19 protein-coding genes are annotated in these 18,866 nt (G+C 70.8%); 16 read left to right on the plus strand and 3 right to left on the minus strand.

Features of this window, described 5'->3' with window-relative positions:
* Positions 1 to 247: 247 nt before the first annotated feature.
* Positions 248 to 376: a hypothetical protein gene (locus ABLG96_RS06645; protein WP_353650588.1), complete on the minus strand. Its 129-nt coding sequence runs from the start codon at positions 374 to 376 to the stop codon at positions 248 to 250.
* A gap of 403 nt (positions 377 to 779) precedes the next feature.
* On the opposite strand from ABLG96_RS06645, the gene ABLG96_RS06650 reads away from it, so the two are divergent.
* The 6 genes from ABLG96_RS06650 (at position 780) to tsaE (ending at position 6,331) form a co-directional block, all read left to right on the plus strand.
* The gene (locus ABLG96_RS06650) at positions 780 to 1,313 is read left to right on the plus strand and encodes a hypothetical protein (protein WP_353650589.1); all 534 of its coding nucleotides are present in this window, start codon (positions 780 to 782) and stop codon (positions 1,311 to 1,313) included.
* Positions 1,314 to 1,462: 149 nt separating this feature from the next.
* Entirely contained in the window at positions 1,463 to 1,852 is a 390-nt protein-coding gene (locus ABLG96_RS06655; RefSeq protein ID WP_353651409.1) for a holo-ACP synthase, read from the plus strand.
* Between the two features lie 73 nt (positions 1,853 to 1,925).
* The gene (locus ABLG96_RS06660; protein ID WP_353650590.1) at positions 1,926 to 3,377 is read left to right on the plus strand and encodes an NAD(P)H-hydrate dehydratase; all 1,452 of its coding nucleotides are present in this window, start codon (positions 1,926 to 1,928) and stop codon (positions 3,375 to 3,377) included.
* Between the two features lie 64 nt (positions 3,378 to 3,441).
* Positions 3,442 to 4,635, plus strand: coding sequence for an alanine racemase (alr, locus tag ABLG96_RS06665; RefSeq protein ID WP_353650591.1), 1,194 nt, complete (start codon positions 3,442 to 3,444; stop codon positions 4,633 to 4,635).
* Positions 4,632 to 5,849 carry an alpha/beta hydrolase gene (locus tag ABLG96_RS06670; protein ID WP_353650592.1) on the plus strand — a complete coding sequence of 406 codons (1,218 nt, stop codon included), beginning with the start codon at positions 4,632 to 4,634 and terminating at the stop codon, positions 5,847 to 5,849. The genes alr and ABLG96_RS06670 overlap by 4 nt, the downstream gene beginning before the upstream one ends.
* Positions 5,846 to 6,331 carry a tRNA (adenosine(37)-N6)-threonylcarbamoyltransferase complex ATPase subunit type 1 TsaE gene (gene tsaE / locus ABLG96_RS06675; RefSeq protein WP_353650593.1) on the plus strand — a complete coding sequence of 162 codons (486 nt, stop codon included), beginning with the start codon at positions 5,846 to 5,848 and terminating at the stop codon, positions 6,329 to 6,331. Before ABLG96_RS06670 ends, tsaE begins: the two co-directional genes overlap by 4 nt.
* Here the strand turns inward: tsaE and ABLG96_RS06680 are convergent.
* Positions 6,317 to 7,468, minus strand: a complete 1,152-nt coding sequence (locus tag ABLG96_RS06680) for a LacI family DNA-binding transcriptional regulator (RefSeq protein WP_353651410.1) — start codon at positions 7,466 to 7,468, stop codon at positions 6,317 to 6,319. The two genes, tsaE and ABLG96_RS06680, sit on opposite strands and share 15 nt — an antisense overlap.
* A 75-nt stretch (positions 7,469 to 7,543) precedes the next feature.
* Here ABLG96_RS06680 and tsaB point away from each other — a divergent pair, with 75 nt between their 5' ends.
* From tsaB to groL, 6 genes are all read left to right on the plus strand, one after another.
* Positions 7,544 to 8,482: a tRNA (adenosine(37)-N6)-threonylcarbamoyltransferase complex dimerization subunit type 1 TsaB gene (gene tsaB, locus ABLG96_RS06685; protein WP_353650594.1), complete on the plus strand. Its 939-nt coding sequence runs from the start codon at positions 7,544 to 7,546 to the stop codon at positions 8,480 to 8,482.
* Positions 8,479 to 8,997: a ribosomal protein S18-alanine N-acetyltransferase gene (gene rimI / locus ABLG96_RS06690; RefSeq protein ID WP_353650595.1), complete on the plus strand. Its 519-nt coding sequence runs from the start codon at positions 8,479 to 8,481 to the stop codon at positions 8,995 to 8,997. Before tsaB ends, rimI begins: the two co-directional genes overlap by 4 nt.
* The gene (tsaD, locus tag ABLG96_RS06695) at positions 8,994 to 10,133 is read left to right on the plus strand and encodes a tRNA (adenosine(37)-N6)-threonylcarbamoyltransferase complex transferase subunit TsaD (RefSeq protein WP_353650596.1); all 1,140 of its coding nucleotides are present in this window, start codon (positions 8,994 to 8,996) and stop codon (positions 10,131 to 10,133) included. Before rimI ends, tsaD begins: the two co-directional genes overlap by 4 nt.
* Positions 10,130 to 10,633, plus strand: coding sequence for a hypothetical protein (locus ABLG96_RS06700; protein WP_353650597.1), 504 nt, complete (start codon positions 10,130 to 10,132; stop codon positions 10,631 to 10,633). Before tsaD ends, ABLG96_RS06700 begins: the two co-directional genes overlap by 4 nt.
* Before the next feature lie 219 nt (positions 10,634 to 10,852).
* Positions 10,853 to 11,152, plus strand: a complete 300-nt coding sequence (gene groES / locus ABLG96_RS06705) for a co-chaperone GroES (protein ID WP_353650598.1) — start codon at positions 10,853 to 10,855, stop codon at positions 11,150 to 11,152.
* A gap of 214 nt (positions 11,153 to 11,366) precedes the next feature.
* Positions 11,367 to 12,980: a chaperonin GroEL gene (gene groL / locus ABLG96_RS06710; RefSeq protein WP_353650599.1), complete on the plus strand. Its 1,614-nt coding sequence runs from the start codon at positions 11,367 to 11,369 to the stop codon at positions 12,978 to 12,980.
* A 132-nt stretch (positions 12,981 to 13,112) separates the two neighbouring features.
* Here the strand turns inward: groL and ABLG96_RS06715 are convergent, their stop codons facing one another.
* Positions 13,113 to 13,391: a WhiB family transcriptional regulator gene (locus tag ABLG96_RS06715; protein ID WP_353650600.1), complete on the minus strand. Its 279-nt coding sequence runs from the start codon at positions 13,389 to 13,391 to the stop codon at positions 13,113 to 13,115.
* Between the two features lie 468 nt (positions 13,392 to 13,859).
* Between ABLG96_RS06715 and ABLG96_RS06720 the strand changes: the two genes are divergently transcribed.
* From ABLG96_RS06720 to guaB, 4 genes are all read left to right on the plus strand, one after another.
* Complete coding sequence (locus tag ABLG96_RS06720; RefSeq protein WP_353650601.1) at positions 13,860 to 14,459, plus strand: response regulator transcription factor; 600 nt, start codon at positions 13,860 to 13,862, stop codon at positions 14,457 to 14,459.
* Positions 14,460 to 14,553: 94 nt separating this feature from the next.
* Entirely contained in the window at positions 14,554 to 15,312 is a 759-nt protein-coding gene (gene shbA / locus ABLG96_RS06725) for an RNA polymerase sigma factor ShbA (RefSeq protein ID WP_353650602.1), read from the plus strand.
* Positions 15,309 to 17,003: a hypothetical protein gene (locus tag ABLG96_RS06730; RefSeq protein ID WP_353650603.1), complete on the plus strand. Its 1,695-nt coding sequence runs from the start codon at positions 15,309 to 15,311 to the stop codon at positions 17,001 to 17,003. The genes shbA and ABLG96_RS06730 overlap by 4 nt, the downstream gene beginning before the upstream one ends.
* 106 nt (positions 17,004 to 17,109) lie before the next feature.
* The gene (gene guaB, locus ABLG96_RS06735; RefSeq protein ID WP_353650604.1) at positions 17,110 to 18,801 is read left to right on the plus strand and encodes an IMP dehydrogenase; all 1,692 of its coding nucleotides are present in this window, start codon (positions 17,110 to 17,112) and stop codon (positions 18,799 to 18,801) included.
* The last annotated feature ends 65 nt before the right edge of the window (positions 18,802 to 18,866 follow it).

An 18,866-nucleotide genomic window follows, 5' to 3' on the forward strand; every position in this document is an offset into this window, starting at 1 on the left:
CGACGACGTCGTGCTCGAACGGGCTGAGTGCGGCCGGTTGACCAGAAGCGGGCAGCGGGACGCCTGCACCACCCCCCTGTGTGGGGAGGCCGCCCCCGGACGGTGCTCGATGCGGATCCCGCGCCAAGGAGCCCACGACAGACCACGGATCCCACCCGGAGGGGGACCCGGTGTCGTGACTCTGCGGATCGTTCATGAGCTCACCGATGGGGGAGAAGGTCCGCCAGCCTGCGGCGGACTGAGCGGATCAGAAACCGACGGCGCAGCCGCTGCAACGGGCCGAGCTGGCCGGCGCTGCCTGCGAGCTGGTGGCGGGGACGACGAGGAAGACAGCGGCGGCGACGAGGGTGCTGGCGGCGGCGATGAACTTGCGCATGATGGGTTCCGATCACGTCAGGTGACGGGGCTGTTTCCGTCACTCCGGTTGCTGGCTGTGACAACAGTGGCCGCCCGCGCACCTTCCGAGTGGGTGGATGGCAGGAAGTTGCCATTTTGACGCCGGGGAGTAGTCGCCGGCCGCATCGTCTTCGTATCGGCCCCTCAGGGGCAGGTTTGCCTCACTCTCCCGTGAGCGATCCGTTCGGTCGTCCCAGCATCCATCGACCGGCTCGACGTCGCCACCGGGGGCAAGGGGCTGTACGGGTGAAATTCGTGCTCCCGACCCCGGTCGGGAGATTCGAATCGGCCGCCAGCGGCTCAGGACGTCCGTACGGAGTTGCTGATCGCAGCTTTGCAGTGGATGTCCCAGCAGTCCCGAAGATGAAAGACAGGAATCAGCCATGACCTCCCCGAACTCGCTGGCCGGCGTTCTCACCGATCTCCGTGCCGTTCGCCGCGAACTCTTTGCCGTGCACGTGCAGTGGCACCGGATGTCCACCGTCGTCGAGCTGTCGACGGACGGTGCTCTCCTCGCGGAAGAGCTGATGGAGGACTTCGATCAGCTGTCCGTCTCCGTCCTTGATCTCAACGGCACCGCTCGCGAATCCGCCGACCGGCTCGAGAAGTTCCGGGATCGAGTGACCACGCGCAACGCGGATGTCCTCGACGAGCTGCAGCACGGCGCCGATTACTACCTGCTGCCGGATGGCCTCGAGGCCCTCGGCGCCGGTCGACTGCAGCGGCTGTTCGTCTCCGTCTCCCGGGCCTGTCTGCCGCGAGGACGCGCGCTGGCGTGCGTTCCCGAGGAAGACGCGATGGTGATCGTGATGGCCGCCGAGCGTGCAGGGCTCGAGGTGACCCGGATGGGTACCGAGAGTGGCGTCAAGCTGATCGAGTTCGGTACCGGACTGCTGCGGGCACTGCCCGGAGAGTGATGGCCGCGCCGGCGCCTGCGGGGTGGCGTGCGGCGGCGGACGGTCGGGATACGAGGCCGGAGATCGACGGAACCTGAGCCTGAGGGCTCGGGGATCGGACGTCTCCGGCCTCACTCGTACCCGGATGACACGATGGCCGGGTGATTCCTCTGCAACCTCCCGCTGGTCGGTCCGTCATCCGGGTCGGCGTGGACGTGGTCGGCGTCGAGCGTTTCGCCGCCACCCTCCAGCGGACCCCCGCTTTGGCCGCGCGACTGTTCGGCCCCGGAGAGCAGCTGACGGCGGGTGGTCATCCCCGGCGGCCGTCTTCGCTGGCTGCCAGGTTCGCCGCCAAGGAAGCGGTGGCCAAGGCACTCGGTGCCCCGGCCGGCATGCACTGGCACCACTGCCGGGTGATCGCCGACCCGTCCGGTCGTCCGGAGCTCCTCATCGTGGACTCCGTGGCCGCGGTCGCTGCTGCGCTCGGCATCGTCAGCTGGGAGCTCTCGCTGTCGCACGATGCCGGCATTGCCGCGGCGGTGGTGCTCGGGTTGGGCTGATGTGCCGCGGGTCCTGTCGAGGTTGCAGGGTGTCGCTGCACTCGCCGGTGCGCCCCACTGGCAGGCTCGGGGAGTGATCCGCGCCCATTCCGTGCTCGCGCTGCGCGAGGCCGAGCAGCACGCTCTGGCCCGCACCCCACCTGGGTCGCTGATGCACCGCGCGGCCGGTGCGGTCGCAACAGGCGCGCTGCGACTGCTCGGATCGCGCGGTACTCCCGTGGTCGGGGCGCGGGTCGTGCTGCTCGTCGGGCCCGGCAACAACGGGGCGGACGCACTGTTCGCCGGGGCCCGGTTGCGGCGCCGCGGTGCGCGCGTCGACGCCGTGCTGACGGCTCCGGAGCGGACCCATCCCGAGGCACTGGCGGCAGTGGGCCGTGAGGGGGGTCGAATCCGCCCGATCGCGCAGCTTGCGCCCCTTCTGCAGAGCGCGGACCTGGTGGTCGACGGGCTGCTCGGCATCGGAGCGGCGCCACCACTGCGTGGTGGGATCCGGGAAGTGGTCGCGTTGATGGACCGGTTGCGCAGCGAAGGTGGCACGGGCCCGCTCGGCCCCATGGTCCTTGCGGTCGACGTGCCAACCGGTGTGGACCCGGATACCGGCACCGGCGATCTCACGATCCGCGCCGACCTCACCGTCACCTTCGGTGCTGCGTCGACCGGGCTGCTCGTCGCTCCGCAGGGCGGGACGGTGTGGGTGGTGGACCTCGGGCTCGAGCCGTCCACCCCACCCGACGCAGTGAGCTACGAACCCGAGGATCTGCCGTCCGTCGTACCCGAGATCGGTGATGACAAGTTCTCCTCGGGCGTGGTCGGGATCCACGCCGGCTCGCCCGGATATCCGGGTGCTGCCGTGCTCTGCACCGGAGCCGCGGTGCGCGCCCGGCCTTGCCTGGTGCGATTTGCCGGTGAGCAGGCCCCGGCCGTGCTCGCCCGCTGGCCCGAAGTGGTGGCAGCAGCCACCGTCGAGGATGCCGGACAGGTCCAGGCATGGGTGATCGGGCCGGGTGTCGGTACGGGTGGCGCCGCCCTCGCCGGTCTCGACCGGGTGCTGTCGAAGCCGGTGCCCGCGCTGGTCGATGCTGATGCGCTCACGGTGCTCGCCACCCACCCGCACCTGCTGGCCCGGCGGGTGCGCGCGGGGGGTGCGCCAGTGGTCCTCACCCCGCACCAGCGCGAGTTCGCCCGGTTGTTCCCGGATCTCGACGTCCAGGCGGACGGCGGGCCCGATCGGTTGACGGCGGCGCGCACCGCTGCGGCGCGCAGCGGCGCGGTCGTGCTGCTCAAGGGCCACCGAACGGTCATCGCCGCGCCCGACGGCCGGACGGCGGTCAACCGGACCGGCAGCCCATGGCTGGCCTCGGCGGGATCGGGTGACGTGCTGTCCGGTCTGATCGGCTCGATCCTGGCCACCGGCCGGGACCCGTTCGAGGCGGCCGCGTTGGGTGCCCTCCGCCACGGACTGGCCGGCGAGGCGGCCGAGCGCGCCGGGATCGCCGGGGCGCAGGCCCTGCTCGATCACCTGTGAGCGGTCTGGGCGCAGCAGCCGGGTGTCGCGCGGTCGAGGGGCGCCGGATGGCAGAGTTGGCGTCATGAGCGCTGTGCCCACCGTCCGGTGCGAGGCCGTGGTCGACCTGGCCGCGATCCGCCACAACCTGCGGGCCGTCCGTGGGCTCGTGCCAGCTCGGGTGCGGGTGATGGCGGTCGTCAAGGCCGACGGCTACGGACACGGCGCCGTGGCCGTCGCCGAAGCGGCCCAGCACGCCGGCGCCGACATGCTGGGGGTGGCGACCCTGGGCGAGGCTCTGGACCTGCACCGGGCCGGGATCGGCGGCCGGATCGCCTGTTGGCTCTGGGTGCCGGCGGACACGGATCTGGCTGCCACGGTCGCCGCCGGGGTGGAGATCGGGATCAGCTCCCGTGAGCACCTGGCCGCGGTGCGTCGGGTCGCCGCGCTCCGACCATCGTCGAGGGGCGGGGGCGTGGCCGTTCATCTCAAGCTCGACAGCGGACTCGGTCGCAACGGCGTCGGACCCGCGGAGTTCTCGGCGTTTGCCGCCGCCGTCCTGGAGGCCCAACGAGCGGGGGAGATCCGGGTGGTCGGCGTGATGAGTCACCTCGCCTCCGCCGACGTACCCGGCGACGACTCCGTCGGCGAACAGCAGCGCACGTTCGAGGCGGCCGTCCGCGAGCTCGCACAGCTCGGCATCTCCGCCGATCGCCACCTCGCCAACACCGCGGGGACCATCAGCCACCCGGAGTTGCACCACGACATGGTCCGCATCGGTATCGGCCTGTACGGGTTCGACCCGCTGGGAGGCGCCGGGCCGCCGGCTGCCCCCGCGCTCCGGCCGGCGATGACGCTGCGTGCGAGCGTCGCGTTGACGAAACGGGTGCCCGCGGGGCACGGAGTCTCCTACGGGCTCACCTACCGGACCGGGCAGGAGACGACGCTCGCCCTGATCCCGCTCGGCTATGCCGATGGCATCCCGCGGGCGGCGTCCGGTCGGGCCGAAGTGCTCGTCGCGGGTCGGCGCAGGCGGATCGCCGGTCGGGTGGCCATGGACCAGTTCGTCGTCGACTGCGGTGACGACCCGGTGGCGGTCGGTGACGAAGTGCTGCTGTTCGGACCCGGCGGTCACGGCGAACCGACGGCCACCGAGTGGGCCACGGCCTGCGGCACCATCGACTACGAGATCGTCACCAGGATCGGGGCCCGCGTTCCTCGACGGTGGGTCGGTCGGCAGACAGATCGAACTGCCCAGCCGGCGGAGGGTATCGGATGAGTGGTCTGGGTAAGGTGCTCGGTGCTGCTGCCGGCGTGACCGGCGCGGTCGGGGCTCTCACGCTCGGCGGCTGGACGGCCCAGCGGCGGGTGATGCGCCGTTATCGTGCGCACGTTGCTGCCGATGGTCGGGGCTTCGATTCGCTGCCGGCCGAACGCTCCTACACCGTGACCTCCGCGGACGGTCTGGGGATCTACGTCGAGGAGGTCGGTCCGGTCGACGCGCCGCTGACGGTGATCTTCTCGCACGGCTGGACGCTGCGGATGGGTGCTTGGCACTTCCAGCGGCTGGGGCTTGCCGGACCTGGTTTCGGAGCTGAGGTCGCTGCTGCCGACCGCAGGGACGCAGCGGCTGCCACCGACACGGCTGCCACCGACCCGGCTGCCACCGTCGCAGATCTGGTGGCCGATCCGGGTGCCGAGGCCCGGCTGGTGTTCTACGACCAGCGCTCGCACGGCCGGTCGGGTCGAGCCGATCCGGGTCGATCGACGCTGGATGCGGTGGCCGAGGACCTGCATGCAGTGATCGCCACCGCGGCCCCGCACGGACCGGTTGTGGTGGTCGGGCACTCGATGGGCGGGATGGCGCTGATGGGACTGGCTGCCGCCGAGCCGGATCTGGTGCGGGAACGCCTGGCCGGGTTCGCGCTCATCGACAGTTCGGCATTTTATCTGCGGGCCAAGGGGTCTCGCGCCGGACTGACCGGCAACCTGCCGTTGATGCGCGCGGTCACCGCGACGGCGAGTCGCTTCCCGCGAGCCCTGGAACGTGGTCGACCGCTGGCCAGGGACGCTGTCTGGCTGCTCACCCGCTCCTACGGATTCGCCGATCCTGCCGTCAACGTGGATCTGGTCGACTACCTGGATCTGATGATCTCGGAGGTGCCTGTCGATGTGATCGCCCAGTTCCTGCCCGCGATCCTGACCCTCGATGTGCGCGCGGGATTTGCTGCGCTGCACCACCTTCCGGGTCGGGTGATCTGCGGGGAGCAGGATCGGATGACACCGCCTGCACAGTCCAGAGCGCTGGTGGCCGCGATGCCGTCGACCGAGCTGGTGCTGGTCCCCCACGGTGGCCACAACCTGATGCTGGAGCAGCCGGTCGCGGTGAACGACGCGCTGAGCGGGCTGTTGGCTGATGTGCTGCAGCGGGTCCGAGCAGCGGACGCAGCTACGACGGCAACTTCGACCGCGCGGTTGCGGGGTGGACGATGACACGCGCCCGGGAAGTGCAGCTGCAGCTCGAGGACCTGGCGGCCACGGATCGGCTCGGTCGGGCGATCGGCGCCGAGCTCCGCGCCGGGGACGTCGTGGTGCTCGCGGGCGACCTGGGCGCCGGCAAGACGGCGCTGACCAAGTCGATCGCGCTCGGGTTGGGGATCACCGAGACCATCACCTCGCCGACCTTCGTGATCTCACGGGTGCATCCAGGCCCGGGGGTGAGTTTGGTGCACGTCGATGCGTACCGCCTCGGCGGAGCCCTCGAGCTGGAGGACCTGGATCTGGACACCGACCTGGCGCAGGCTGCTGTCGTCGTCGAATGGGGGACCGGACTCGCCGAGCAGTTCGCCGAGTTCCCGTTGGCTGTGGCGCTGCGTCGTCGCAGTGACGACGTCCGGGACTGCACCGTCAGCGGTGATCCGGCCCGCTGGTCGTCCCTGATCGCCGCGCTGCAGGGGATCTCATCGCGAGCCTGACCCGGGCTCCGTGCCAGGTCGCCGATCCGGGGTCGAGCTGCGCACCACGACCTCCAGCCGCACCGCAGGCTCGGACCTGGTGTTGGCAGACACCGAGAACTCGATGGGCGTGGATCCGTCCGTGGCCACCGGTTCCTGCAGCGCACGGTGGGCCGCGGCACGGGCGATCTCACCGGCCGGCAGCGTCACGGTGGTCAGCGACGGTCGGATGTCCCTGAGCATCGGGACGTCCTCGAACCCGGCCAGGGCGACGTCCTCGGGAACTCGGTAGCCGTGTTCGGCCAACGCGGCCATCGCGCCGATCGCCATCACATCGTTCACGGCGAACACCGCGTCCACCTCGGTGACGTCCAGCCCCTGGTCGAGCAGCTCGCGCATCCCGACGTACCCGCCGTCCCGTGACCACTGGACGGACAGCACCCACTCGTCCGGCACGGTCCCGCCGTGCTCGGTCACGCCGCGCCGGAATCCCGCCAACCGCTGCTCGCTGCTGACCAGGCTCTCCGGACCGGCCAGCACGGCGAACCTGCGGTACCCCAAGGTGCACAGCACGGCGCCCAGCCTGGCGGCCCCGTCGACCTCGTCGATCGGCACCACGGGTACGTGCGCGAGACCGGGGACGGGACCGCCGATCACCACCACCTGGCCGCCGCTGTGGCTGAAGGCGTCGATCTCCGCGGCCAGCAGGACCTCACTGTCGGCGTCGGTGAAGCGGGATCCGGCGAGGATCACGGCGCGGGCGTGTTGGCGGCGGAACTGCTCGAGGTGACGCAGTTCGATCTCCGGATCGCCGCCGGTCGCGGCGATGGTGACGATCAGGTCGTGCGCCGACGCCGCATCCATCACGGCCCCGGTGAGCGCAGCAGTGAACGGGTCGGCGATGTCGTGGACGATCAGCGCCACCGTGTCCGTCCGTCCGCGCGCGGTGGCGCGGGCGGCCGCATTGGGGACGTACCTCAGCTCGACGGCAGCCGCCCTGACCCGCGCCGCCGCCACCGCCCGGACCGTGCGCCCGCCGGTCGCGTGCAGCGCGCGGGACGCGGTGGCCAGGGACACCCCGGCCAGGGCTGCGACGTCGGCCAGGGTCGCATCACTCCGGTCGGCGCGTCGCCCGGCAGCGGACGACGGGGGCAGCATCACCGGCTCATCCTCCCGCACCGTGGTCGGCACTGTGGTCGTAGCGGTGGTCGACGACTCGTAGAATCTCCGATCATGCTCGTGTTGGCGATGGACACCTCCACGCCGGCGATCACCGCCGGGGTGGTCGAACTGCTGCTGCCTCATCAAGTGACACCGCCCCATCAAGTGACACCGCCCCAGCAAGCAACACCGCCCCATCAGCTGACACCGCACCCGGGGATTCAGCGGGATTCCGATCACGGCCAGCAGGATCCGGTGCGGCTGCTCGCCGAGGACGTCGCGGTGGATCCCTTCGGCCACGCCGAGAAGCTGCTGCCTCTGATCACGGCGGCGCTGACGTCGGTCGGGCGCAGCCTCGACGAGCTCGACGCCGTTGTGGTGGGTCTGGGGCCCGGACCGTTCACCGGTCTGCGGGTGGGAATCGCCACCGCTGCCTCGTTGGGCGACGCTCTCGGCGTGCCGGTGCACGGCGTTCCGAGTCACGACGGTCTCGCCCGATCCATTCCTGCCCGCTCCGCCGCTGCGCGATCCATTCCTGCCCGATCCACCGCTGCGCGATCCTTGCCCGAACGCTCCTTGCCCGAACGATCCACTGCAGCCCCATCCGCTGACGGCACGCCCGCACTGCTGGTCGTCACCGACGCCCGGCGCCGCGAGGTGTACCTCTCCGGCTACGCCCCCGGCGGCCGGCGGGTTTTCGGCCCCGCGGTGCTGGCTCCGGCCGCGGTGGACCCGTCGGCGATCCTCGGATCGGCAGCCCTGGACGGGTTCCTGGCGGTCGGTGCAGGTGTCGGGCTGGTGCCGGTTCTCGAACAGCAACCGCTGGCCGATCCCGGCAGTCTCAGCCGTGGCCTGGTGCTCGCCGCCGGCCGCGAGCTGGTCACCGGAGCGATCCCGGGCCCGTTGGTGCCGCTCTATCTGCGACGGCCCGACGTCGCCGAACCGTCGGCGCCGAAATCCACCCTGAACGCCGCAGCCACCTCGAACTCCCAGGTCGGCGGCCGGAGTTGACCAGCGCATCGGTGCTCCGGCCCCCATGGCGTCCGCTGGAGCCGTTGCGCTGGTGGGACATCGAAGCAGTCGCAGATCTGGAGACCGTGCTCTTCCCCGGGGACTCACCGTGGACCGCCGGGATGTTCTGGTCGGAGCTGGCGATGGGTCATCACTACGTGGTGGTCAGGGACAGCGGCCCCCCTCCCCACCCAGACCGTCCCCACCCGGACCGTCCTCGCGTGGTCGGGTACGCGGGTCTGGCCGTGCACGGCCTGGACCATCCTGACGAGGAAGCCGAGGTGCAGACCATCGGCGTGCACCCGGATCTGCAGGGGCAGGGGCTCGGTGCCCGACTGCTGGACGACCTGCTGGCGGTGGCCGGTCGACGTCGGGTGCTGCTGGAGGTCAGGGTCGACAACGATCCGGCGCGGCGGTTGTACGAGCGCAGGGGCTTCGCCCGGATCGGCCTGCGCCGTGGGTACTACCGTCCGAGCAACGCCGACGCCCTGGTGATGCAGCGGGTGGGGTCATGAGCGCAGCGGCTTTCGTGGCACCGTCCGGATCGGCTGAGTTCCGGTTGACCTCCGGTGCGGTCGTGCTCGGGCTCGAGTCCTCGTGCGACGAGACCGGTGTCGGTCTCGTCCGGATCGACGACGTGAAGGAGTGGGAAGGTCCAGGCGGTGAGCGCCGGGAACGTCCGGTGCTGAACCTGCTCGGTCATCACCTCGCCTCCTCGTCCGACCAGCACGCCAGGTTCGGTGGCGTCATCCCCGAGATCGCCTCCCGCGCCCACCTGGAGGCCATGGTGCCCACCATGCACCGGGCCTTCTCCGCGTCCGGGGTGCGGCCGTCCGACGTCGCGGCCGTGGCGGTGACCTGTGGCCCGGGATTGGCCGGTGCGCTGCTGGTCGGGGTCGCTGCCGCCAAGGCCTACGCGGCCGCGTGGGGAGTGCCGCTGATCGGCGTCAACCACCTGGCCGGGCATGTCGCCGCCGACACCCTCGAGCACGGTCCGCTGCCGAGTCCGGTGCTGGCACTGCTGGTGTCCGGTGGGCACACCCAACTGCTACGGGTCGACGACCTGGCCGGCGACATCACCGAAATCGGCACCACTGTCGACGACGCTGCGGGCGAGGCCTACGACAAGGTGGCTCGGCTGCTCGGGCTGGGCTACCCGGGCGGACCGGTGATCGATCGCCTTGCTGCGCAGGGCGATCCGGCCGCAGTCCGGTTCCCCCGCGGGCTCACCGGCCCCCGGGACGCGCGCTACGACTTCTCCTTCTCGGGTCTGAAGACGGCGGTGGCCCGGCACGTCGAACAGTTGCGGGCCGCCGGCCGGCCGGTACCGGTGCAGGACATCTGCGCCGCGTTCCAGGAGGCGGTTGCCGATGTGCTGACGGCCAAGACCGTCGCTGCCGCCACCGATCTGGGCATCGGCACCGTGGTGGTTGCCGGCGGTGTCGCTGCGAACGGTCGGCTCCGGACGCTCGCCCAGGAACGTTGCGACGCAGCGGGTCTGCAGCTGCGGATCCCGCGGATCGGGCTGTGCACCGACAACGGCGCGATGATCGCGGCGCTGGGCGCCCACGTGGCCGTCGCCGGAACGACCCCTTCGGCGCCCGGCTTGTCCGGGTATCCGGGCCTGCCGGTGGGTACCGTGAAGGTGTGAGCGATGACGGACGTGCCCCGGACCAGGATGCACCGCAAGGCTCCGCGAACCAGGACGGACCGCGCTCCGCGGCCGGTGCGTTCAGCGGTTCCCCGGCCGGTGAGCTGATCGACGAGCTGTTGCAGGACCCGGTGACCGGGGGTGGCACGGGCACCACGGCCTCGGAGGTGTTGACCGCGGCACTGCGCGCTGTGAACGAGACCGCCGACGTGCTGGACGCCGGCGAGGGCTGGCGCGGCATCGCCGCCGTCGCCCTGCTGTTGGGCGAAGCCGCCCCGCGCCTGCTGGACGGCGCACCCCGGTCCGACGAGCTGCGTCGGTACCTGGCCCGGTGGGACACCGAACTGACCCCGGCCCGGCGGACCCTGTGTTCCGCGGTGCTGCGCCGGCTCGGGCTGCAAGCCGAGAACGAATGGTTCGCGGCCGTCACCCGACAGGCCGGCGAGGGCGGCCCCGCCGCGCTGCTGACCCCCCTCGAAGGAATCCTCGCTGATTCCTGAAGCCGCCATCCGATCGTTCGTCCGGTGTGCACCCGGCCGTCGGTTGAGCATTGGCACTCGTATGGGTAGAGTGCCAATCGAGAGGCGACGGACCCGCATCGGCACCCGCGACGACGATGCAGATCCACTCCACTCCTCGCACGGTTCCCTCGCCGGAACCGCGTGGGCGAATCGAACCTCATCCGACACGAACAACCCCCGAAAGGGAGGTCAAGAACAGTGGCGAGCGTGAACATCCAGCCGCTCGAGGACAAGATCCTCGTTCAGGCCAACGAGGCCGAGACCACCACCGCATCCGGTCTGGTCATCCCCGACACCGCCAAGGAGAAGCCGCAGGAGGGCACCGTCCTCGCTGTCGGTCCCGGCCGTGTCGACGACAACGGCAACCGCGTACCGCTCGACGTTGCCGAGGGCGACGTCGTCATCTACTCGAAGTACGGCGGCACCGAGGTCAAGTACGCGGGAACCGAGTACCTGATCCTGTCGGCACGCGACGTGCTGGCCAAGATCTCGAAGTGACGATCTTCCAGTAGCACCGGCTCGCCGCGGACGCACCCGTTCGCAGCGACCAGACCTCACGCCCCGGGGCGGCCGGTTCCCGGCCACCACGGGGCGTGAGTCGTCGGTGGGGGATGCCTGCGCACGCATCTGCGTGCCTACGGCTCGCATCCCCACCCGCACCCACCACTTCAGCGCTCGAGGTTCTCGAGCCGGAACGAGGACTCTGATACCCATGGCGAAGCAGATCAGCTTCGATGTCGCCGCGCGAGCTGCCATGCTCCGCGGCGTTGACACCCTGACCGACGCGGTCAAGGTCACGCTCGGCCCCCGCGGCCGGAACGTGGTGCTGGCCAAGCAGTTCGGTGGCCCCACCGTCACCAACGACGGCGTCACCATCGCCCGCGAGATCGACCTGGAGGACCCGACGGAGAACCTCGGCGCCCAGTTGGTCAAGACCGCGGCCACCAAGACGAACGACGTCGCCGGCGACGGCACCACCACCGCGACCGTGCTGACCCGCGCGATCGTCGCCGAGGGTCTGCGCAACGTGACCGCGGGCGCCGATCCGATGGCGCTGCGTGCGGGCATCCAGGCTGCGGCCACCGCGATCAGCGCTGCACTCACCGCTCGCGCCATCGAGGTCGCGGGCAACCGCGACCGGATCACCCAGATCGGCACCATCGCCAGCCGGGACGCCGCGATCGGCGCGCTGCTCGGTGAGGCGGTCGACAAGGTCGGGGGTGAGGGCGTCATCACGGTCGAGGAGTCGAACGGCACCACGATCGAGCTCGAGTTCACCGACGGCATGCAGTTCGACAAGGGCTTCATCTCGCCGCACTTCATCACCGATCCCGAGGAGGGTCAGGCGGTCTTCGAGAACGCGCGGATCCTGCTGGTGCGGGAGAAGATCTCTGCACTTGCCGACCTGCTGCCGTTGCTGGAGAAGGTGCTCGAGGCCAAGACGCCGCTGGTGATCCTGGCCGAGGACGTGGACGGCGAAGCGTTGTCGACGCTGGCGGTGAATGCGCTGCGCAAGACGCTGCCGGTCGTCGCGGTGAAGGCGCCGTTCTTCGGTGATCGTCGCAAGGCATTCCTGCAGGACCTGGCCATCGCGACCGGCGCCGAGGTGGTGTCGGCCGAGGTCGGGCTCAAGCTGTCCGAGGTCGGTCTCGACGTCCTGGGCACCGCGCGGCGGGTGGTGGTGGACAAGGACACGACCACCATCGTCGACGGGGCGGGAGAGCCGTCGGCCGTGGCCGGTCGTGTCGCCCAGATCAAGGCGGAGATCGAGGACACCGACTCCGACTGGGACCGCGAGAAGCTGCAGGAGCGGCTCGCCAAGCTCGGCGGCGGTGTCGCCGTCGTCAAGGTCGGTGCAGCCACCGAGACCGAGGCCAAGGAGCGCAAGCACCGTGTCGAGGACGCGGTCGCCGCCACCAAGGCCGCGATCGCCGAAGGGATCATCCCCGGCGGTGGCGCCACCCTGGTCAAGGTCGCCGCGGAACTGGGCGACCTCGGTCTCACCGGGGATGCCCTCGTCGGCCTCGAGGCCGTCAAGCGAGCCCTCCGGGCGCCCGCCTTCTGGATCGCCAGCAACGCCGGTGAAGACGGTTCGGTCGTCGTCAACATGATCGCCGAGCTGCCCGAGGACGAGGGCTTCGATGCCTCGACCGGTGAGTACGTCAACCTGCTCACCGCAGGCATCATCGATCCGGTCAAGGTGACCCGCTCCGCAGTGGAGAACGCCGCCTCGATCGCCGCGATGCTGCTCACCACGGAGGCCGCGGTGACCGACATCCCGGCAGGCGCACCGGCCGCCGGCGGACACGCCGGGCACCAGCACTGACTCGCCGGCACTGACCCACCGGTCCACGGCACGACGCCGCCGGACACACGACCGCCGCCGACCCGAGAGGGTCGGCGGCGGTTTGTGTCTGCTTGGGGGTCGGGAGCGAGGATGTCCGCCGGTCCGAACTCGTCAAGAGCGGCCCTCGAGCATGTCGGCGCGCTCGGACTCGGACAATCCACCCCAGATGCCGTACGGCTCGTGGACGACCAGCGCGTGGGCCCGGCAGTCGGCCAGCACCGGGCACTCCAGACAGATGGCCTTGGCCTTGGCCTCACGGCGGGCCCGTGCCGGTCCGCGCTCACCCTCGGGGTGGAAGAAGTACGAGCTCGCCATGCCGCGGCAGGACCCCTGGATCTGCCAGTCCCAGAGATCGGCATTCGGGCCGGGGAGTCGCTTCGTGTCCGCCATCGGTGTCTCTTTCGCCGGGTCCCGCTCGGACTCGGATCAGCAGGGAGGCGACGGGGGAGCAGACCCGGCGCCGGCACCGGCGCCTCGTACTCCCCACGTCACCCCGCTCCGACCCGACTCGGTGCGGCACGGTGAGTGGTTGATCTGAAGCTAGGGCGGAAGGGTGACGAGAACAATGGTTCTGCGTGAACTTTCTCCGTTGCATGCAACTTCAACGTCATTTTCCGCCCTGGGGACTGTGCGGAGAGTGTGCGGTATGTAGATCTGCTACCCGTTCGGGGCGACAAAACGTCACTTTCGGGCCCCTCGCAGTAGTGCGATCGGGGGATTCATATGATAGAAAACAGGTGGCGAGGGGACCTCACGGGTGCACTGCCGGGCGAAGATGGACCGTTCGGAGGAACCGTCGTCACGGATCGGTGGCCGACCGCCCAGGTCGCCTGAGACATCTGCTCCTGAGGGGTCAACATGACGAGTGTGCTCATCTGCGACGAGCGCCGCACGGCTCGCGACAGCCTGACGAAGGCGATGTCCACTCTCGCCTCGGTCGAGGACGTCGACTGTGTGAGTTCGGGCGACGAACTGCTCTCCCGGTACGGCCGCGACTCCGCCGATCTGGTGCTGATCGGTACGCAGCGCGCACTGACGAGCGGGATCGAGGCCACCAGGCGACTGCTGGCACTACATCCGGGTGCGGTGGTGATCGTCTTCGGCTCACCGGACGACACCGCCTCCATCGCCGCCGCCATCGCCTGCGGCGCCCGGGGGTTCCTGCGGTGGGACGCCACCCGCCCCGAGATCGTCGCTGCCCTGGCCGACGCCCTGACCGACTCACGCGTCCAGCCGGCCCGGCAGGACTCCGGCGAACCGGAGGTGCCGCTCACCGAGCGGGAGCTCCAGGTGCTGCGTGGGATGAGCCAGGGGCAGTCCAACGCAGAGATCGGCAAAGAGCTGTTCCTGTCCGAGGACACCGTCAAGACCCACGCCCGACGGCTCTTCCGCAAGCTCGGAGCCCGCGATCGGGCCCAGGCCGTCGCCATCGGGTTCCGCCGCGGACTGGTGGCCTGAGCCTCGGCCTCCGGTGTAGCGTCGCGTCCGGGGGCAGGTGCCGATGCGCGATCAGGTGCACTGCACACACGGGGCAATCGGTCGAGGTGGTGGAATGAGCGGCCCTTTCCGGCGCTTCGCCGCCCCAGTTCCCAGCCCGGCCCGCCTTCCCGACCCGGCCCGCCCTCCCCGCCCCGCACGGGTCCAGCGCTCGAGCCCTGAACGCGGTGATACCGAAGTGCCGGCGGCCGTCCCCGAGTCGGCCCCGGTGTCTCCCGGGGTCATTCCCAACGAGCTGGTCGACGCCGCCCGCTGCGGTGATCGCGCTGCGTTGCAACGGCTGATCAGCCTGATCCACCCGCACGTCGTGCGCTACTGCCGGGCGAGGGTGACGCCCGACCATCGAGGACTCTCGGGCGCCGACGACGTCACCCAGGAGGTCTGCCTCGCGGTGGTGTCGGCGCTGCCCGGCTATCACCGGCGATCGACGCCCTTCCTCGCTTTCGTCTACGGGATCGCAGCGCACAAAGTGGCCGACGCGCACCGTGCCTCGGCTCGGACCCACAGCGTCCCGGTGCCCGAGCTGCCCGAACAGCCGGACGACCAGGTGACCCCCGAACAGCAGGCACTGCGCAGCGCCACCGCCGATCGGATCGAGGAGATCCTGGCGACCCTGCCGCACCAGCAGCGCGAGATCCTGCGGCTGCGGGTGGTCGTCGGACTGACCGCCGATCAGACAGCCATGGTGCTGTCCACCACCGCGGGAGCGGTGCGGGTCGCCCAACACCGTGCGCTCGGGCGGCTGCGCGCCCTGCTCACGGCCGCCGGTGAAGGAAGTGTCGGCGCCGGAGGCTGGGCCGAGGTGGTCGGATGACACGCCGTCGGACCCCGGGGTCGTCCGGCGATCGGGTCGTGGGGCACCGGGACGACGTGCACAGGGTCGACGTGCACAGGGTCGAGACGCACAGGGACGACGTGCACAGGGTCGACGTGTATCGCCTCGTGCAGGACGAGGCGCTGCTGACCGGGCTCGCACACGAGCAGCAGCCGGGTCTTCCGCCGGGCGACCTTCCAGCACCCCCGGACGACCCCGCCGACCTGACCGTCGAGTCGTTGCTGGCCGACTGGCGCGAACGGACTGTATCGCCGGAACTCCCGCCGCCACCGTCGGCGAAGGCGATCCGGCGGGCCGCTCGGGCGGCCGGACTGTCGGCCCCCGCCCGCAGCAACTCGTTCCGGGCCGCCGTCGGGATCGTCGCTTCGGTGGCGTTCCTGCTCAGCGGCACCGCGATCGCGGGTGCGCGATCGGCAAGACCCGGCGACGTCCTGTGGCCGGTGACCAGGACGTTCTGGGCTGATCGCGCCGAGGCGACGATGGCCCGACACGACATCGACGCGGCACTGGGGCGTGCGGCGGCTGCCCTGGCGGCCGGCGACCGGGAGGGTGCGGACCAAGCGCTGTTGGCTGCTGCTGCTGCCCTGCCGCGGATTCCGGTGGACGCCCGGGGTGTGATCCAGCTCCGAATGCAGCAGGTCGACGCCGGGGTGGGTGCTTCGCCCGCACCCGCAGCGCAGGCGGCCGGGCCCGCAGGCACACCGCAGGCAGTTCCCGGACCGCCGGCTCGGCCAGGGTTCCCAGTCGGCCCGGTGGCGGCATCGTCCACGGACGGGGGCCCGACCACGCCGGCGAGCACACAGGCGTCCGGCATCGGTGCGCCCAGCGACCAGGAGGCGGACCCCTCCCAGTCGTCGCCGCGGCTGCCGGGGCAAAGGCCGACGCCACCGGTGGCAACGGAACCGGAGGCGACGCAAGCCCGGGCGGCGGGTCCGGGATCGCCTGCAAGAACCGGGTCGGCTCGGACCACCGGATCGTCGGTCAGCGCTCCGCCCACAACGGGCTCGCCAGGACGGACGTCCGCGGGGAGCGCGACGGCGGCCGCGTCGCCCCCGTCGGACAGCACCGGGCCCACATCGAAACCGTCGACCAGCAAGGACGCCACGTCCACCCCGAGCACCACAGCACCGTCGACGGTGTCGTCCACGGTGCCTTCTACGGTGTCGTCCCCGGTGCCTGCTACGGCGCCTTCGACGGTGTCGTCCCCGGTGCCTTCCCCTGTGCCTTCGACAGCGCACTCAACAGCGTCTGCGCCAGTGGCTCCGACAGCATCCTCGACAGCGACGAAAGGCCCGGGGGACACCGCGGCGCCGACCACCAGCAGCGCGGAGTCCGTCAGCGCCGAGGCCGTCCCGACCGCCGCCACCCCGGCCCGCCGCACGACGCGACCCCCACCCGGCTTCGCCCCGCCGCCCACCCCCCCTGCCTCCCGGACGTCGGCCGAGGGGTTGACCACGCCGGCGACGTCAACTGCGGGGATGACTACCCCGGAGACCTCAGCCGCGGGGACGTCACTCGCCGCAACGTCAGCCGCAGAGACGCCACGCACGGAGACGCCAGGCACGAAGACGCCAGGCACGAACGCGCCGGCCACGGGCACGCCGGCCACGGAGACGCCAGGCACGGACACGCCGGTCACGGAGACCACCGCGGCCACGGTCGCGCGCTGACCGACCGTGTCCCGGCACCGCCTGCTCGAGTTCTAGACTGGAGACACGTCACCGCCGACGACCCGCGTCCGCCCCGCGGTGCCCGTGGTGCACCAGGAAGGTACCGATGACCCGATCAGTTCCTGATACCCAGCTTCCCGGCTCTCCGCTCGGCAGTTCTGAGCTCGACGTCCCCGAGCTCGACGTCAGTCGGCTCCCTGACCTCACCTCGGGTGGCGCGCCTGCGCCGACGGTCGCCCCGTCGGCTGCCGAACTGGAGGCTGCGGTCACCGACTCCTTCGACGCGGAGGAGCTGGAGCGGCTGGCGTCCGACGACCGGTTCACTCTGGTCGGTCTCACCTATGACGACGTGCTGCTGCTGCCCGCCGCATCCGATCTGATCCCGAGCGAGGCCGACACCAGCGCGCGGTTGACCCGCAACGTCTCGCTGCGCATCCCGCTCGTCTCCAGTGCGATGGACACGGTCACCGAATCGCGGATGGCGATCGCGATGGCGCGGCAGGGAGGCATCGGGGTCCTGCACTACAACATGCCGCCCGAGGCACAGGCCGCCCAGATCGAGATCGTCAAGCGTTCTGAGGCCGGGATGGTGACCGACCCGGTCACCTGTCCACCCGACGCGACGTTGGCCCAGGCCGACGCGTTGTGCGCGAAGTTCCGGATCTCCGGGGTTCCGGTGGTCGGTCCCCAGGGCCACCTGCTCGGCATCATCACCAACCGCGACATGCGCTTCGAGACCGACATGACGCGGCCCGTCCGCGAGGTGATGACGGTGATGCCGCTGGTGACCGCTCCGGTGGGGGTCTCCGGTGATGCTGCGCTCGGGCTGCTCCGCAAGCACAAGATCGAGAAGCTGCCACTGGTGGATGCGGACGGTCGGCTGCGCGGGCTGATCACCGTCAAGGACTTCGTCAAGACCGAGAAGTACCCGCTCGCGACGAAGGATGCGGACGGTCGACTGGTCGCTGCAGCAGCAGTCAGCGTGGGGGACAGCGCCTTCGCCCGGGCGATGGGCCTGGTGGACGCCGGCGTCGACGTGCTCATCGTCGACACCGCCCACGGACACTCCCGCGCAGTCGCCGACATGGTGGCCCGGTTGCAGCAGGCGGTCGGGTCGAAGGTGGACATCGTCGGCGGCAACGTCGCGACCAGGGCCGGCGCCCAGGCGCTGATCGATGCAGGAGCGGACGCGATCAAGGTCGGGGTCGGACCGGGATCGATCTGCACCACCCGGGTGGTGACCGGCATCGGTGTGCCGCAGGTGACCGCCATCCACGAAGCGGCCAAGGCCTGCCGTCCTGCGCGGGTGCCGCTGATCGGTGACGGTGGTCTGCAGTTCTCCGGTGACATCGCCAAGGCTCTCGCTGTCGGCGCCGACACCGTGATGCTCGGTTCGCTGTTGGCCGGCGTTGAGGAGTCGCCGGGCGACACGATCTTCATCGCCGGCAAGCAGTACAAGGTCTACCGCGGCATGGGGTCGCTGGGCGCAATGGAACGCCGGGGGGCCGCCGGCGGCACCGGTAACTCCCGTGGCCGCTACGGCCAGGACGATGTGCTCTCGGACGACAAGCTGGTCCCGGAGGGCATCGAGGGACGGGTGCCCTATCGAGGTCCACTGGGTGGGGTCGTCCACCAGCTGATCGGTGGTTTGCGCGCGGCGATGGGCTACACCGGATCACGCACCGTGCCGCGTCTGCAACGGGCGAGCCTGGTCCGGATCACCTCGGCAGGGCTGAAGGAGTCGCACCCGCACGACATCACCATCACCCAGGAAGCCCCGAACTACTTCGACCGCTAGTGGTCCGCCCGTCGGCACCGCGTGGTGCTGGTGCCCAACCGCTTGTCCCCAACCGCGAGGAGCCT

This window comes from Nakamurella sp. A5-74, assembly GCF_040438885.1.
Lineage (GTDB): Bacteria > Actinomycetota > Actinomycetes > Mycobacteriales > Nakamurellaceae > Nakamurella.

Coding starts and splice junctions, on each gene's coding strand:
- ABLG96_RS06720 (WP_353650601.1), top strand. CDS start 13,860: ATGACGAGTGTGCTCATCTGCGACGAGCGCCGCACGGCTCGCGACAGC.
- groL (WP_353650599.1), top strand. CDS start 11,367: ATGGCGAAGCAGATCAGCTTCGATGTCGCCGCGCGAGCTGCCATGCTC.
- ABLG96_RS06715 (WP_353650600.1), bottom strand. CDS start 13,391: ATGGCGGACACGAAGCGACTCCCCGGCCCGAATGCCGATCTCTGGGAC.
- shbA (WP_353650602.1), top strand. CDS start 14,554: ATGAGCGGCCCTTTCCGGCGCTTCGCCGCCCCAGTTCCCAGCCCGGCC.
- alr (WP_353650591.1), top strand. CDS start 3,442: ATGAGCGCTGTGCCCACCGTCCGGTGCGAGGCCGTGGTCGACCTGGCC.
- ABLG96_RS06670 (WP_353650592.1), top strand. CDS start 4,632: ATGAGTGGTCTGGGTAAGGTGCTCGGTGCTGCTGCCGGCGTGACCGGC.
- tsaB (WP_353650594.1), top strand. CDS start 7,544: ATGCTCGTGTTGGCGATGGACACCTCCACGCCGGCGATCACCGCCGGG.
- ABLG96_RS06650 (WP_353650589.1), top strand. CDS start 780: ATGACCTCCCCGAACTCGCTGGCCGGCGTTCTCACCGATCTCCGTGCC.
- guaB (WP_353650604.1), top strand. CDS start 17,110: ATGACCCGATCAGTTCCTGATACCCAGCTTCCCGGCTCTCCGCTCGGC.
- tsaD (WP_353650596.1), top strand. CDS start 8,994: ATGAGCGCAGCGGCTTTCGTGGCACCGTCCGGATCGGCTGAGTTCCGG.
- ABLG96_RS06730 (WP_353650603.1), top strand. CDS start 15,309: ATGACACGCCGTCGGACCCCGGGGTCGTCCGGCGATCGGGTCGTGGGG.
- ABLG96_RS06645 (WP_353650588.1), bottom strand. CDS start 376: ATGCGCAAGTTCATCGCCGCCGCCAGCACCCTCGTCGCCGCCGCTGTC.
- ABLG96_RS06680 (WP_353651410.1), bottom strand. CDS start 7,468: ATGCTGCCCCCGTCGTCCGCTGCCGGGCGACGCGCCGACCGGAGTGAT.
- tsaE (WP_353650593.1), top strand. CDS start 5,846: ATGACACGCGCCCGGGAAGTGCAGCTGCAGCTCGAGGACCTGGCGGCC.